14 protein-coding genes are annotated in these 15,312 nt (G+C 71.2%); 7 read left to right on the forward strand and 7 right to left on the reverse strand.

The features are described 5' to 3' along the window. Window positions 1–55 precede the first annotated feature (55 nt). Window positions 56–1,270: a glucose-1-phosphate adenylyltransferase gene (glgC, locus tag B8W67_RS13590; protein ID WP_069392116.1), complete on the forward strand. Its 1,215-nt coding sequence runs from the start codon at window positions 56–58 to the stop codon at window positions 1,268–1,270. Window positions 1,271–1,395: 125 nt separating this feature from the next. Then, window positions 1,396–3,240, forward strand: coding sequence for a DUF7159 family protein (locus tag B8W67_RS13595; protein ID WP_085304498.1), 1,845 nt, complete (start codon window positions 1,396–1,398; stop codon window positions 3,238–3,240). On the opposite strand, the gene B8W67_RS13600 is transcribed toward B8W67_RS13595, so the two are convergent. The 5 genes from B8W67_RS13600 to B8W67_RS13620 form a co-directional block, all read right to left on the reverse strand. After that, a complete protein-coding gene (locus tag B8W67_RS13600; RefSeq protein WP_069392156.1) occupies window positions 3,228–3,902 on the reverse strand; it encodes a methyltransferase family protein in 675 nt (224 codons plus the stop codon). The two genes, B8W67_RS13595 and B8W67_RS13600, sit on opposite strands and share 13 nt — an antisense overlap. 13 nt (window positions 3,903–3,915) lie before the next feature. Next, window positions 3,916–5,556 (reverse strand): ABC transporter permease, encoded by a 1,641-nt coding sequence (locus B8W67_RS13605; RefSeq protein ID WP_109470100.1) that lies wholly within the window; start codon window positions 5,554–5,556, stop codon window positions 3,916–3,918. Further along, window positions 5,553–6,503 carry an ABC transporter ATP-binding protein gene (locus tag B8W67_RS13610; RefSeq protein WP_069392114.1) on the reverse strand — a complete coding sequence of 317 codons (951 nt, stop codon included), beginning with the start codon at window positions 6,501–6,503 and terminating at the stop codon, window positions 5,553–5,555. The genes B8W67_RS13605 and B8W67_RS13610 overlap by 4 nt, the downstream gene beginning before the upstream one ends. Further along, a complete protein-coding gene (locus tag B8W67_RS13615) occupies window positions 6,493–7,161 on the reverse strand; it encodes a TetR/AcrR family transcriptional regulator (RefSeq protein ID WP_069392113.1) in 669 nt (222 codons plus the stop codon). The genes B8W67_RS13610 and B8W67_RS13615 overlap by 11 nt, the downstream gene beginning before the upstream one ends. 94 nt (window positions 7,162–7,255) lie before the next feature. Further along, window positions 7,256–7,924 (reverse strand): O-methyltransferase, encoded by a 669-nt coding sequence (locus B8W67_RS13620; protein WP_069392112.1) that lies wholly within the window; start codon window positions 7,922–7,924, stop codon window positions 7,256–7,258. A 292-nt stretch (window positions 7,925–8,216) separates the two neighbouring features. On the opposite strand from B8W67_RS13620, the gene sigE reads away from it, so the two are divergent. The 4 genes from sigE to tatB all read left to right on the forward strand — a co-directional run bounded on the left by sigE (window position 8,217) and on the right by tatB (window position 11,374). Continuing rightward, on the forward strand, window positions 8,217–8,897 hold the full coding sequence (sigE, locus tag B8W67_RS13625; protein WP_069392111.1) for an RNA polymerase sigma factor SigE: 681 nt from the start codon (window positions 8,217–8,219) through the stop codon (window positions 8,895–8,897). A gap of 91 nt (window positions 8,898–8,988) precedes the next feature. Next, complete coding sequence (rseA, locus tag B8W67_RS13630) at window positions 8,989–9,387, forward strand: anti-sigma E factor RseA (protein WP_069392110.1); 399 nt, start codon at window positions 8,989–8,991, stop codon at window positions 9,385–9,387. 92 nt (window positions 9,388–9,479) lie between these two features. Then, window positions 9,480–10,970, forward strand: coding sequence for a serine protease HtrA (gene htrA / locus B8W67_RS13635; protein WP_069392109.1), 1,491 nt, complete (start codon window positions 9,480–9,482; stop codon window positions 10,968–10,970). Next, window positions 10,970–11,374, forward strand: a complete 405-nt coding sequence (gene tatB / locus B8W67_RS13640) for a Sec-independent protein translocase protein TatB (RefSeq protein ID WP_069392108.1) — start codon at window positions 10,970–10,972, stop codon at window positions 11,372–11,374. Before htrA ends, tatB begins: the two co-directional genes overlap by 1 nt. 51 nt (window positions 11,375–11,425) lie before the next feature. Here the strand turns inward: tatB and B8W67_RS13645 are convergent, their stop codons facing one another. Together B8W67_RS13645 and B8W67_RS13650 are read right to left on the reverse strand one after the other, a co-directional pair. After that, the gene (locus B8W67_RS13645; protein WP_085304500.1) at window positions 11,426–12,577 is read right to left on the reverse strand and encodes an Mrp/NBP35 family ATP-binding protein; all 1,152 of its coding nucleotides are present in this window, start codon (window positions 12,575–12,577) and stop codon (window positions 11,426–11,428) included. Between the two features lie 24 nt (window positions 12,578–12,601). Further along, window positions 12,602–13,933 carry a lytic transglycosylase domain-containing protein gene (locus B8W67_RS13650; protein ID WP_234806761.1) on the reverse strand — a complete coding sequence of 444 codons (1,332 nt, stop codon included), beginning with the start codon at window positions 13,931–13,933 and terminating at the stop codon, window positions 12,602–12,604. Between the two features lie 234 nt (window positions 13,934–14,167). Between B8W67_RS13650 and B8W67_RS13655 the strand changes: the two genes are divergently transcribed. Further along, entirely contained in the window at window positions 14,168–15,142 is a 975-nt protein-coding gene (locus B8W67_RS13655) for an HpcH/HpaI aldolase/citrate lyase family protein (RefSeq protein WP_264033560.1), read from the forward strand. The last annotated feature ends 170 nt before the right edge of the window (window positions 15,143–15,312 follow it).

Raw genomic sequence — 15,312 nt, forward strand, 5'->3', positions numbered from 1 at the left:
CGGGGCCCACCCGTCGCTATGGCAGCCGCGCCCGGCGGCCGATAGGTTGAAAGCCATGAGGGAAGCGCCACATGTGCTCGGCATCGTGCTGGCCGGCGGGGAGGGCAAGCGGCTGTACCCGCTCACCGCGGACCGGGCCAAGCCGGCGGTGCCGTTCGGTGGTGCCTACCGGCTGATCGACTTCGTGCTGTCGAATCTGGTCAACGCGCGACTGCTGCGGATCTGTGTGCTCACCCAGTACAAGTCGCACTCGCTGGACCGCCACATCTCGCAGAACTGGCGGTTGAGCGGGCTGGCCGGGGAGTACATCACCCCGGTGCCGGCGCAGCAACGACTCGGCCCGCGCTGGTACACCGGCTCCGCCGACGCGATCTACCAGTCGCTGAACCTGATCTTCGACGAGGACCCCGACTACATCGTGGTTTTCGGCGCCGACCACGTCTACCGGATGGATCCGGCGCAGATGGTGCGCTTCCACGTCGACAGCGGCGCGGGCGCCACCGTCGCCGGTATCCGGGTGCCGCGCGCGGAGGCCTCGGCGTTCGGCTGCATCGACGCCGACGAATCCGGCCGCATCCGCCGCTTCGTCGAGAAGCCCGCCGACCCGCCGGGCACCCCGGACGACCCGGAGGTCAGCTACGTGTCGATGGGCAACTACATCTTCACCACCAAGGTGCTCGTCGACGCGATCTGCGCCGACGCCGACGACGACCACTCCGACCACGACATGGGCGGCGACATCATTCCCCGACTGGTCGGCGACGGGATGGCCGCGGTCTACGACTTCTCCGACAACGAGGTGCCCGGGGCCACCGACCGTGACCGCGGCTACTGGCGCGACGTGGGAACCCTCGACGCGTTCTACGACGCGCACATGGACTTGGTGTCGGTGCACCCGGTGTTCAACCTCTACAACACGCGGTGGCCGATCCGCGGGGCGACCGAGAACCTCGCCCCGGCCAAATTCGTCAACGGCGGATCGGCGCAGGAATCGGTGGTGGGGGCGGGCAGCATCATCTCCGCGGCGTCGGTGCGTAACTCGGTGCTGTCGTCGAACGTGGTGATCGGGGACGGCGCGATCGTGGAGGGCTCGGTGATCATGCCCGGGGCCCGGGTGGGCCGCGGCGCGGTGGTGCGCCACGCCATCCTGGACAAGAACGTGGTGGTCGGGCCGGGGGAGATGGTCGGGGTGGACCTGGAGAAGGACCGGGAGCGGTTCGCGATCAGCGCCGGGGGTGTGGTCGCCGTCGGCAAGAACGTGTGGATTTGAGCCTCGCGCCCCACCCGGGGTAAATATTCGCACGTGTGCATGTATGCTGGTTGCGGGTGTTGTTCGGCGGATGCCGACGACACCAGCGAGCGGTGCGGCGACGGTCGCCGCGATGGGGAGGCAACGTGGACGTCGTGCTGGGGGTCTCGATGACTCGGTCGGCGATCTACACCTCGCTGGCCGAGGGGGATCGGGCCGCTGGCGTGACCATCGACGAGGACATGCTGGCCGTGCCGGCCGATCACCGTGCGGTCGACGAGGTGGTCGCGGCGGTGTTAGCGGCGCGTCAGCAGGCCCGCGACGGCGGGTACCGGCTGTCCTCGATCGGGGTGACCTGCGTCGATCAGGCCGACACCGCGATGCTCAGCGACGCGCTGGCCGACCACGACCTCGGCACCGTGATGGTGGTGTCGGGATTTCTGGCGGCGGCGGCACTGACCCAGACCGTCGGCAAGGCCCTGGGCTATCCGCACACCGGGCTGCTGTACGTGGAGCCGCAGGCCCTGACGGTGGCGGTGGTCGACTCCGGAACCGGCGCGATCGGCGCGGTGCACCGGCGCGGGCTGAGCGAGTCCGGCGGTGATCCCACCACGGTGCTGACCGAGGCGCTCACCGAGTTGATGATGCTGGAGACCCGCCCGGGAGGGCTGTACGTGGTGGGGGCGGGCGCCGACGTGCGGCCGCTGCGCGACGCGGTGGAGGCGGTGACCGCGTTGCCGGTCAACGTGCCCGAGGAGCCGGCGGTCGCACTGGCCCACGGCGCGGCGGTCGCCGCCGCCCATGCGCCGCTGTTCACCATGTCCACCCAGGCGTTGGCCTACTCCCGCGACCCCGGTACCGGCGGGGTGGATCCGGAGGAGCTGGCGCGCCGGTTCGCCGACGGCATCGGCGGTGACGGCCCCGCCTACAGTGCCGAATCCACCCACGCGGGCCGCATCGATGCCGGGCCGACCGACGCCGAGTATGCCGACGCCGACCATGGTGACCCCGTTGACTACGCCGACCCCGACCATGGCGACCATGAGGCCGCGACGCAGCGGGTCCCGGTGCCGCGGAAACGCCGGACCCCGCTGCTGGTCGGCAGTTCGATGGCGGTGATCGTGGTCATCGGCATGGTCGCCCTGGTGATTTCGTTGGCGATGGATGTCCGTCCGGCGGCGCGGCTGCTGCCCAACTTCGGTGACACCCCCGCGGCCCCGGCGCCTCCGCCGCCGCAGACGATCCAGCAACCCGCACCGGTGGTGCAGCAGGCCCCGCCCCCGGATGTGGCGGTGCCCCCGCAGGAACCGCAGGCACCGGCTGTCGCACCGCCGGCCCCGCAGGCCCCGAGCGTCCCGGAGGTTGCCGCCCCGCCCGCTGCGCCGGCACCACCGCCCGCTGCGCCGGCACCGCCGCAGGCCGCGATGCCCGATCCGCCGGCCGCGCCGCTGCCCGAGCCACCCGCGGTGCACGCGCCCGTCCCGCCGCCCGCGGCGCCCCCGGCTGCGGTGCCGGTGCCGATTCCGCTGCCGGTGGTGCTGCCCGAGGTGCCGATCTTCTCCCCGCCGAAGGCCCCGGTGGAGAAATCGCCGCCGAAGAAGAGTCCACCGACCGTGGAGTCCCCCAAGGCACCCAAGGCGCCCAAGACACCCAAGAAACCCGACATCCCGACCGCCCCGGAGCCGCCGAGCTGGCAGCCGCCGTGGCAACCGGACAAACCCCAGACCCCCAAGACGCCCAAGACACCCAAGACGCCCAAGGCGCCGGAGCGACCCAGCTGGGAGCCCCCCAGCTGGGAGCCGCCGAGCTGGCAACCGGAGGCGCCGAAAGCGCCGAAGGCGCCGAAGGCTCCAGGGGCGCCGAAAGCCCCGCAGCTGCCGAGCTGGCAGCCGAGCCACCCGCCGGCCTGGCAGCCCAAGGCACCATCGGGACCGAAGCTGCGGCTACCGGACCTGCGGCTGCCGTTCAGCGGCGGCGGTCACCACAAGTAGGGCACCAGCCGGTAGCGCACCCGGCGTTGATAGTCGGCGTAGCCGGGCAGATCGGCGTGCAGCAGCCGTTCCTCGTCGCGCAGTCGCAGCACCAGGATCGCCACGATGACCGGCAGCGCCGCCAGCGCCCACCACGAGCCCAACGCCAGCGCGATACCGGCCATCAACACCACCGTCGCGGTGTACATCGGGTGACGCACCCGGCCGTAGAGGCCGTCGCTGATCACCTGCTGGTCCGCGTCGACGCCGATGGTGGCGCTTGCGTGAGCGTTTTGGATCACCACCAGGATGCTGACGGCCAGCGCGGCGGCGACCAGCACGTCGCCGCCGAGGGTCACCGCGAGCGGGACCGACGACCAGCCGAAGCGGTGATCGAGCGCACCGATCAGCAGGGTCGCCAGCACCACCGCGATGAGCAGGCCCACCAGCAGCCTCTGCACGCCGCGGGTCTCAGCCAGCGGCCCGGCCCGCATGCGGCGTTGCAACACCGCCGGGTCGCGACGCCCCAGCACCAGCGCCGCGGCCACCGAGGCGGCGGTGAACACCGCGAGGAAGACCCACGCCTGCCAGTAGTCCGCGCTGCCGGCGGCACCGAAGAGCACCACCGCGAACAGTCCCAACCCGACCACCGATTCGACTGTCGCGATCAGTACCGTCCTCATCGTCGACATCGCCTCACCCCCGCAGATCGCGTCGTTGAAACCCGAGGACGCCCACCGCGATGAGAGCCCCGTCGAGCAGCAGCAGCCACCCCAGCCCGGCCGCGGTGAAGTCCCCGGCACCCACCCGGGGCACATGGGCGAACGGTTCCGCATCGAGCAGCCACTGCGGCATCCCCGACAGCGACCCCAGCAGATACACCGCGACGAATCCCACCAGCACCGCCCAGGCGGCCGGGGTGAACCGCGGTGCCACCCCGAACAGGGCCACGGTGAGCGCCACCAGCAGCCACACCGCCGGCAGCTGCGCCGCGGCCGTCCCCGTCACCGTGGCGATGCCGCCCGCAACGTCGTCGGCGGCCACCCCGTAGACCAGGCCGGTGAGCACCCCGCAGCACAGCAGCGCCACCGCCGGGGCGCCGACGGCGAACAGCAGATGGCTTGCCAGCCAACGGGTTCGGCTCACCGACCCGGCCAGGACCTTCTCGGCGCGCCCACCGGCCTCCTCCTGGTGCAGCCGCAGGGTCAGCGACACCGCGAACGCTGCGGCCGCCATCGCCAACATGGAGAACGCCACCGCGATGAACGCCGACTCCAGCTCCGTGGTACCGCCCAGCCGGGCCACCACGTCGTGGGCGGCGGTGCTGTCGCCCAATTCGTCGCCGATGCCGTGGGCGACGCTGCCGACCAGCAGTCCGTAGAGCACCAATCCGACCGTCCACACCAGCACCGACCCGCGGTCGAGGCGCCAGGCCAGCCCCGTCACCCCGCGCAGGTCTGACCCGGCCGCAGCGGGCCCGGGCCGGTCGGGCAGCAGTCCCGCCCCGACGTCGCGACCGGCCTGCAGCCGGTAGGCCACGGCCACCAGCACGACGGTGCTCAGCAGCGGCAGCAACAGCACCCACCACCGTTCCCCGGCGTAGGGGCGCACCTGCAGCGCCCAGCCCAGCGGGGAGAGCCACGACAGCGACCCTGACCCGACGTCACCGACCGCGCGCACCGCGAACGCGACGCCGAGCACCGCGAACGCCACCCCGCGGCACACCCGGGCGCTGGCGGCGAGTTGGGCGGCCACCGCCGCGACTGCGGTGAACACCAGTCCGGATCCGGCCAGCGCGGCCCCGAAGGCCAGCGATCCCGCCGCCGGCACCGCGGTGGTCAACAGCCCCGCTGCCCCGATCACCCCGGTGCCGATCGCCGCACCGCCGGTCAGCAGCAGGGCGGCGGTCAACCCCGCGGCGCGGCCGATGACCGCGGATCCGACCAGCTCGCTGCGGCCGGTCTCCTCCTCCGCCCGGGTGTGGCGGATGACGGTGAGGATCACCGCCACCGCGATCAGCAGATGGAACATCCCGGCCTTCCAGATGCCGACCGCGCCGAGACTGTCGTTGTAGACCGGCCCGTAGAGCGCACGCTGGGCGGGGCTGGCCATGATCGAGGCGGCCAGGCTGGCCCGGTCGGCCGCGTCAGGGTAGATCGCGGCGATGCTGCCGATGTACACCGATGCCAGCGGCACCGACAGCAGCAGCATCCACAGCGGCAACACCACCCGGTCGCGGCGCAGCGCCAGCCGCAACAACACGCCGGTGCCGGCGAAGCGGCCGTCGAGACGCAGCCCCGGTGAAAAGGCGGGCCGGGCCGCCACCGTGGCGGTCATCGCAGCCCCCGCGGGGAGACCGGCTGCGCCGCAGGCGCTCCGGTGGCGTCATAGTGACGCAGGAACAGTTCCTCCAACGTCGGCGGCTGGCTGGTGAGGCTGCGCACCCCCGCCGCGCCGAGCACGCGGATCAGCTCTCCGAGGGCGGCGTTGTCGACCTGGGCGCGCATCGTGGTGCCGTCCCAGCGCAGGTCGTGAACCCCGGAGATGCGGCGCAGATCTCCGGGGTTGCTGGCCACATCCGCGGTCACCGAGGTGTGGCTTAGGTGGCGCAACGCCGCCAGCGATCCGCTCTCCACGGTTCTGCCGGCCCGGATGATCGTCACCCGGTCGCACAGCGCCTCGGTCTCGGCGAGGATGTGACTGGACAGCAGCACCGTCGTACCGCGCTGCCGAGCCTCACCGACACAGCGCTGAAACACGTTCTCCATCAACGGGTCCAGGCCACTGCTGGGTTCATCGAGAATCAACAGCTGCACGTCGGAGGCGAACGCCGCGATCAGCGAGACCTTCTGACGATTGCCCTTGGAGTAGGTGCGTACCCGCTTGCTGGGATCGAGATCGAACCGTTCGACGAGCTCGTCGCGGCGACGCGGATCGAGTCCACCGCGCATGCGCGCCAACACATCGATGGTCTCCCCGCCGGTGAGCGACGGCCACAACGTGACATCACCGGGCACGTAGGCCACGTGGCGGTGCAGTGCCACCGCATCGGCCCACGGGTCGCCGCCGAGCAGGCGCACGGTGCCGCCGTCGGCGCGGACCAACCCGAGCAGGATGCGCAGGGTGGTGGTCTTTCCCGCCCCGTTGGGTCCGAGGAACCCGTGGATCTCGCCGCGCCGCACGGTCATCGTCAGGCCGTCGAGCGCCCGGACGGTCCCGAAATCTTTGACCAGACCGTCGATGACGATCGCATTCTGGGTGCTGCCGGTGTTCTCAACGGTCATCGGCGTCTCCTTCGGGTTGCGGTTCATCGGTATCGCTGGCATGGCCCCGAGCCGAGAACGCCTCGAACATGGCGGAATCGGTCAGCAGGCCTTCGCTGTAGATCTCCAATGCGGGCAGCACCATCTCGTCGGCGTAGTCGCGCAACACCGCACGCAGGTCGGTGGGGGTGGGGTGCAACTGCAGGTAGAGCAGGAACGCGCCGCCGCCGGTGATCGCCAGATATCGGGCTCGGGCACCTGGATCACGGCTGGGTTTGAGGGTGCCGGCGCGTACCCCGTCGTCGAGGTACTCCGCGGCGTTGTCGATCATCCGACGCCACAGGGCACTGCTCAGTGCGCTGCCGGACTGCAGGCTGCGCACCAGATAGGCCATCACCGGTGCATAGGACTCGATCTCGGCCATCGCGGCGAACCAGGTGGCCGGGTCGTGGGAGCGCAGGGTCTCCGATTTGCCGGTGCGGATCTCCTCGGCGACATAGTCGTCGCAGGCCTGCACCAGGCCCGCCTTGGAGCCGAAATGATGGATCACCAGCCCCGGGCTGACGTCGGCGGCCCGGGCGATGGCCCGGATGCTCACGGCGAACCCGTGCTCGCCGATCTGGGCGAGCGCCGCGTCGCGGATGCGTGCCACCGTCGTCAAATCGTCGACTGAACGCATGTTCAATAGATTAAACACTTGTTCAATCGGCGGTCAAGGGTTTTCCTCGCCGCGGTGGAGGTGCCGGGCGGTCAGGGCAGAAGCGGGCCGGGGATCAGTCGCGCACCGCGGCGAGCAGACCCTCGCCGAGCGGGATCAGCGCCGGGTTGAGGCGCTCGTCTTCGGCGATGAGCCGTGCGGCCTCGCGCACCGCGGTCACCTCGGCGTCGTGGGCGTCGGGGTCGCCGGCACGTCCGCCCAGCGCCGACCGGTTCACCACGATCACCCCGCCGGGGCGCAACAACCGGATGCCTTCCATCACGTAGCCGGGCTGGTCGATCGGGTCGGCGTCGATGAACACCAGGTCGTAGGAGTCGTCGGCGAGGCGGGTCAGCACCTCCTGGGCGCGGCCGGCGATGAGCCGGGTGCGCGACGGCGCCGAACCGGCCTCGGTGAAGGCCTGTTTGGCGACCCGCTGGTACTCCGGTTCGAGGTCGATGGTGGTCAGCACCCCGTCGTCGCTCATGCCGGCGAGCAGCCACAGGCCGCTGACCCCCGCGCCGGTGCCGACCTCGACGACAGCCTTGCCGCCGCTGAGCCGGGTGAGCAGGCTCAGCAGCGCGCCGACCGCCGGGCTGATCGCCCCGGCGCCGATCTCTGCGGCGCGATCGCGCGCGGCGGCCAGGATGTCGTCTTCGGAGATGGACTGTTCGGCGTGGGTGTAGAGCGCCTCAGCCCGACTGCGTTGGGCCGTGTCGGCGGACGTGTCGTCGGTGCTGGCCATGTTCGCAGCGTAGGGCCAATGCGCAGGCCACCGTGTCAGGCGCGCCCGCACCGCACCGCGACACACCCGACACGTTAGCCGAATCACACCGACCGGCGCACTATCGCCGCAGGTCGAAGTGGTCTTGTCGGTGCCGGAGAGTAAGTCTTAGTCAACGTTCAGGGAGCTCACACGGTCGGCACAATCTGGTGCGTGACGGTAGGAGCCAGAACGTGGTTTGGTCAGCTAAGGAAATGGGGAATACTGGCCGTGACGGCCACGTTGACGACCATGACAGCGTGTCAAGAAGTGCGTGTCAAGAAGTGGGAGGGGATTGACCATCACCACACCGACGAACCCGGCGAGCATGTCGCACCCGGCCCCACCGCGTGAGATGGGGTGGGTTGAGCCGTCCGAGGAGTTGCACGGCACCGCGGTGTTCGACGCGACCGGCGACAAGGCAGCCATGCCGTCCTGGGACGACTTGGTGCGCGAACACGCCGATCGGGTGTACCGGTTGGCCTACCGCCTCTCCGGCAACCAGCACGATGCCGAGGACCTCACCCAGGAGACCTTCATCCGGGTGTTCCGCTCGCTGCAGAACTACCAGCCCGGAACCTTCGAGGGCTGGCTGCACCGCATCACCACGAACCTGTTTTTGGACATGGTGCGCCGCCGGGCCCGCATCCGGATGGAGGCCCTGCCGGAGGACTACGACCGGGTCCCGGCCACCGACCCCACCCCGGAGCAGATCTACCACGATGCGCGGCTGGGACCGGATCTGCAGGCCGCCTTGGCGGCGTTGCCCCCGGAGTTTCGTGCCGCCGTCGTCCTGTGTGACATCGAAGGCCTCTCCTACGAGGAGATCGGCGCCACCCTCGGGGTGAAGCTCGGCACCGTGCGCAGCCGCATCCACCGCGGCCGGCAGGCGCTGCGCGAGCATCTCGCCACCCACCGGCAGCACGACGACCAGACCGCGTCCACGTCCGCTTGATCGTGGCCGGTCGGCGAGGCTGCACTCGTCGCGCACCTCATCCGCGCTACATTCGTGGGGGTGAGCTAGCGGCCGAGGAGAGGAGCCGGTGATGGCCGATCCGGGGCATGTCTTCCGTCGGGCGTTCTCCTGGCTGCCGGCCCAGTTCGCCGCCCAGAACGACGCGCCGGTCGGAGCGCCCCGGCAGTTCGGCTCCACCGAGCACCTGTCCCCGGAGGCGATCGCCGCGTTCGTCGACGGTGAGCTGCGGATGAGCGCGCACCTGCGCGCCGCCCACCATCTGTCGCTGTGCCCGCAGTGCGCCGCCGAGGTCGAGGGGCAGAGCAGTGCCCGCGCGGCGCTGCGCGAATCCGGCCCCGTGCAGGTGCCCCGCGAGCTGCTGGGGCTGCTGGCTCAGATCCCCGAGGCGCCGCCGCCGGAGGACGCCCCGGCCCCGCCGCCCGGGCGTGCCGCCGACCAGGAGCGCCGACCCCGCCGCAAGCGCCGGTAGGCTAAGTGCCGGTAATGACCGGACGGGTGGCCGCTGCTCGTGGTGAAGCGAGTGTTGTGCCGGGCGACTCAGAAGCGGAGTAAGAGGATCAAGTGAGCCGCAACCAGGACAAACCAGAAGCGCCACGGCTGGCTCCGCGCCCGGTCTCGCGCCCGCCCGTCGACCCGGCGCAGCGGCAGGCGTTCGGTCGGCCCAGCGGAGTGCGCGGCTCCTTCGTCGGCGAGGAGGTGCGTCCGGACAAGTTCCGCGGCCAGGAGTCCGCGGCTCCGCGCCGGCCCGCGGACCCGGTGCTCAAAGAGGCGTTCAGCCGGCCGTTCCCGCAGGCCGCGTCGCTGCAGCGGCACCCCATCGACGCCGACGCGTTGGACCGCAACGAGGACGACGACCCCGCCCCGGCGGACCCGTGGCGTGACCCGGGTGCCGGGGCCGCCCTCGGTGACCCCGCGGTGTCGGCGGCACCGCCGGCCGCCGGAACCGCCGAGACCGGCAAGCTCGGTGTGCGCGACGTGCTGTTCGGCGGGCGGGTCTCCTACGTCGCGCTGGGTCTGCTGGCCGCCATTGCCCTGGTGATCGGGCTGATCGGCGGGGTGGTTGGCCGCAAGACCGCCGAGGTGGTGGAGGCGTTCACCACCTCGAAGGTGACCCTGTCGACCGCCGACAACGGTGAGGAGCCGGCCGGCCGGTTCGCCAAGGTCGCCGCGGCCGTCGAAGACTCGGTGGTGACCATCGAAGCGATCGGCGACGAGGACGGGTCGCAGGGCTCCGGCGTGGTCATCGACGACCGCGGCTATGTGGTCACCAACAACCACGTCATCTCCGACGCCGCCAAGAACCCGAACCGCTACAAGATCTCGGTGATCTTCAACGACGGCACCGAAGTCCCGGCCAACCTGGTGGGCCGCGACCCCAAGACCGACCTGGCGGTGCTGAAGGTCGACAACGTCGACAACCTGACGGTGGCCCGGCTCGGCGACGCCGACAACGTCCACGTCGGCGACGAGGTGATCGCCGCCGGCGCGCCGCTGGGGTTGCGTAGCACCGTGACCCACGGCATCGTCAGCGCCCTGCACCGCCCGGTGCCGCTCTCCGGGGACGGGTCGGACACCACGACGGTCATCGACGCCATCCAGACCGACGCCTCGATCAACCACGGCAACTCCGGCGGGCCGCTCATCGACATGGACTCGCAGGTGATCGGCATCAACACCGCCGGCAAGTCGCTGTCGGACAGCTCCAGCGGCCTCGGGTTCGCGATCCCGGTCAACGAGGTGAAAGCCGTTGCCGAGACGTTGATCAAAGACGGCAAGATCGCCCACCCCGCGTTGGGGCTGACCACCAAATCGGTGTCCAACTCGCTGGCGTCCGGCGCGCAGGTGGCCAACGTGATGACCGGCGGGCCGGCCGACAAGGCCGGCGTCGTGGAGAACGACGTGGTGGTCAAGGTCGGTGACCGCAAAGTCGCCGACGCCGACGAGTTCGTGGTCGCGGTGCGCCAACTCGAGATCGGGAAGGAGGCCCCGATCGAGGTGCTGCGGCAGGGCCGGCCGGTGACGTTGACGGTTACCCCGATCGCGGACAGCTGATGTTCGCCAACGTCGGGTGGGGCGAGATCCTGGTCCTGATCGTGGTGGGGCTGGTGGTGCTCGGCCCCGAGCGGCTGCCCGGCGCCATCCGATGGACCTCCGACGCGCTGCGCCAGACCCGCGACTATCTCAGCAACGCCAGCAGCCAACTGCGCGACGAGATCGGTCCGGACTTCGACGAGCTCCGTCAACCGCTCAGCGAATTGCAGAAGCTGCGCGGCATGACCCCGCGCGCCGCGCTGACCAAGCACCTGTTCGACGGCGATGACTCCCTGTTCGGGATGTTCGACACCCCGCCGGGCGCGCCGGGCGCACCGGGGATCCAGTCCGCCGAGGCGCCGACGGCCTCACCGTCGGCGCAGACACCTGACGGGCAACCGCCCTACGACAGCGACGCGACCTGATTTGATCGTCGGCGATCTGATCGTCGACGCGGCGGGTTCGCGCGGCGGGTGCTAGCGACCGGCCGGGTCCAGGCCCAACGACATCCCGGCCAGTCCGCGCCGTCGCGTCGACAGGGCGTCGGCGATGCTGCGCAGCGCTTTTCCGGCTTCGGAATCCGGTGCGCTGAGCACGATCGGGTCCCCGGAGTCGCCGGCGGCGACCATCGCCGCGTCCTGGGGGACCTGCCCCAGCAGCGGGACGTCGGTGCCGGTGGAGCGGGACAGGTTCTCCGCGGCCCGCTGACCGCCGCCCTCCCCGAACAACTTCACCGTCGACCCGTCCGGTGCCACCCACCAGGACATGTTCTCCACCACCCCGGCGATGCGCTGACGGGTCTGCAGCGCGATGCTGCCCGCCCGCTCAGCCACTTCCGCGGCCGCCATCTGCGGGGTCGTCACCACCAGGATCTCCGCGCCCGGAATCAACTGCGCCACCGAGATCGCGATGTCGCCGGTGCCCGGCGGCAGATCCAGCAGCAGCACATCGAGGTCGCCCCAGTAAACGTCGGCGAGGAACTGCTGCAACGCCCGGTGCAGCATCGGGCCGCGCCACACCACCGCCTCGTTGCCCTTGGTGAACATCGCGATCGAGATCAGCCGCACATCGTGGGCGATCGGCGGCAGGATCATCTTCTCGACCTGCGTCGGCCGCGCCGTGCAGCCCATCATCCGGGGCACCGAGTGGCCGTGGATGTCGGCGTCGAGCACGCCGACCGACAGGCCGCGGGCGGCCATCGCCGCGGCCAGGTTCACCGTCACGCTCGATTTGCCGACGCCGCCCTTCCCGGACGCGACCGCATAGACCCGGGTCAGCGAATCCGGTTGGGCGAACGGGATAACCGGCTCGCGGGCGTCACCGCGCAACTGCTTGCGCATCTCGGCGCGCTGCTCATCGCTCATCACGTCCAGGCTCACCGTCACCGGCCCGGTGCCGGGGGTGTCGGCGACCGCCTTGGTGACCATGTCGGTGATGTCACCCTTCATCGGACAGCCGGCGATGGTCAGATAGATCTCGACGTGGACGCTGCGGTCCGGTGCCACGGCGATGTTTTTGACCATGCCGAGCTCGGTGATCGGCCGACGGATCTCCGGATCCAGCACCTTCGACAGCGAGGCACGGATGGCTGCGGTCAGTTGGGCAGTGTCATCGTTTGTTTCGGACACACCATCGAGTGTAGGCGTTGACGATCAGCGGGCCGGTCCGGGGACCGGGCCGGCCGGCCCGGGTGCCGGCCCCGGCGGGACGCCCGGCGGTGCCGGCGGCTGCGCCTGCGGAGAGAACGGCTGCTGGGGTTCCGGTGGCAGCGCCTGCGGGGAGAACGGGCGCGGCGGTAGCGGTGGCGGCGGCGCCTGACCGAACGGCGGCGCGGGCGACCACGGCGCCGGCGGCGGGAACATCGGCGGCGGCATCGGGTTCTGCTGGCCGATGCAGAACACGGCGCAGTTCTCCGGACCCAGCGGCGGCTGGCCCGGCCCCTGCGGGCCACGGGGTGCGCCGAACTGGATCAACGGCAGATGCGACTGCGGCATGTCGGCGTCGAGCTCGGTGGGTGCGGGCAGGTCCGGCCCCAGCCCGTGCGGGGTGTCGAAGTGCGCGTCGGCGAGCGGGGGAACCGGACCCACGATCGGCGGCAGATCCATCGGCACCACGCCGGTGGCGTAGGCAGCCGCCCACCCCAGCACATTCTGGGCGTAGGGCACCGAGTTGTTGTAGCGCAGGATCGCGGCCATCACATGCGAGCGGTCCCGCAGGTTCATGTTGCCGCTGCACAGGTAGCGCGCGGCCGCCAGCGTCGAGTCGTAGAGGTTCTGCGGGTCGGCCTTTCCGTCGCCGTCGCCGTCGGCGGCGTAGCGCGACCAGGTGCCGGGCAGGAACTGCATCGGCCCCATCGCGCGCGCGAAGGTGACGTTGCCGTTGCGGTTGCTCTGCACGATGATCTCGTTGCCCGGCAGGGTGCCGTCGAGGGCGGGTCCGAAGATCGGGACGACCGCGGTGCCGCGCGCGTCGGTCGCCCCGCCGTTGGCGTGGCCCGACTCGATGCGACCGATTCCGGCCAACAGGTTCCAGCTGACTCCGCAGTCGGGGTTGGACTCGGCCATCATGGTTTCGGCGTTGCGGTAGGCGGTCAACGCCACTCCCGGGATGCCGAGCATGCCCGGGGTGGTGACCACCTTCGGCGGTGGCGGCGCCGAGGCGGCGGCCACCGCGATATGGACACTGGCGGGCGGACGTTTGATGCTGATGACCGCCGGGCCGTCGTCGTCGGCGGGGGCCGGCTCGGGGACCGGCAGGACCGCGGCCAGCGGGGTGACCGGATTCTGCGGGGTGGGCGCGGCGGCCTCGGCCCGAATCTCCCCGGTGCGTGGCGGGGTGGCGCCGACGGTGCCGGCCAGTACCAGCGGAGTGAGCACCGCCAGCCCGAACGCCGGGGTGCGCACCACCCGGTGAGCGGCGTTGCGGAGCCGACGGGTACGGCCGACGGAAACCGCCGTCTGCGTCGACTCGCCCCCGTTGCGCACGCGCGTGTCCTCACCTGTTTGGGCGGATCGTCGACGACCCGCCGGGCCGTTGGGAACCGTGGGGAACCCTCGGTGAACTAGGTCACCATACATAACATCTGGGACGGCAGTGGCAGGATTGGTGGGGTTGCTGCGCGGCCGGGTGTCGGACTTCGATCCCAGCCCGATCGGCCCCGAGCAGCTCGCGCCGGTGTTTGCCAACGGCGCCCGACGAACCGAGATGAGGAGCGCCCCGTGACGACCGCGTCCCCCGTGTACCGGCCCCGGCGAACCTGTCTGTCGGTGCCGGGCAGCAGCCAGAAGATGATCGACAAAGCCAAGGGGCTGCCCGCCGACCAGATCTTCCTCGATCTGGAGGACGCGGTGGCGATCGACGCCAAGGCGGCGGCGCGTACCCGGGTGGCCGCGGCGTTGGCGGCGCCGGGCTGGGGCGAGCAGGTCCGCGGTGTGCGGGTCAACGGTTGGGCCACGCCGTGGACCCACGCCGACCTCATCGAGGTGGTCAGTGCGGTCGGCGCCGCCGGCGCGCGCCTGGACGTGGTGGTGTTGCCCAAGGTCGGTTCCGCCACCGAGGTGCACGCCGTGGACCTGCTGCTGACCCAACTGGAGACCCTGCACGGGCTGCCCGTCGGCCAGATCGGGATCGACGCGCAGATCGAGGACGCCCGGGGGTTGACCAACATCGACGCCATCGCCGCCGCCCCGCGGGTGCAGGCGCTGGTGCTCGGGCCGGCCGACCTGATGGCCAGCCTCAACATGCGCACCCTGGTGGTCGGCGAACAGCCCGACGGCTACGTCGAGGGCGACGCCTACCACCACGTGCTGATGACGATCCTGGTGGCCGCACGCACCTACGGCGTCGCCGCGGTCGACGGCCCGTACCTGAAGGTCCGCGACGTCGAGGCGTTCCGCCGGGTGGCCGGGCGCTCGGCGGCGCTGGGCTACGACGGCAAGTGGGTGCTGCACCCCGACCAGATCGCCGCCGGCAACGAGATCTTCAGCCCGCGGCAGGCCGACTACGACCACGCCGAACTGATCCTGGAGGCCTACGAGTGGCACACCTCGACCGCCGGTGGTGCACGCGGCGCGGTGATGCTCGGTGACGAGATGATCGATGAAGCCAGCCGCAAGATGGCGCTGGTGATCGCCGCCAAGGGCCGCGCCGCCGGGATGCACCGCGTCGCCGCGCCGTTCGAGCCGCCGCGCTAGGGCCGCCGCCGCGCTAGGGCCGCCGGCGCGCGGCACGGCACCCCCGCGGCACGGCACCCGCGCGGCACGGCACCCCCGCCCCGAACGTGAAGCTGGGTTCACGCTCGGGCGCGAACGTGAACCCAACTTCACGTTCGGCGGTCGAGGGGCGTGGGCCAGGGGTTCTAGGG

It is taken from the genome of Mycolicibacillus koreensis (genome assembly GCF_002104795.1).
In the GTDB taxonomy this organism is placed as follows: domain Bacteria; phylum Actinomycetota; class Actinomycetes; order Mycobacteriales; family Mycobacteriaceae; genus Mycobacterium; species Mycobacterium koreense.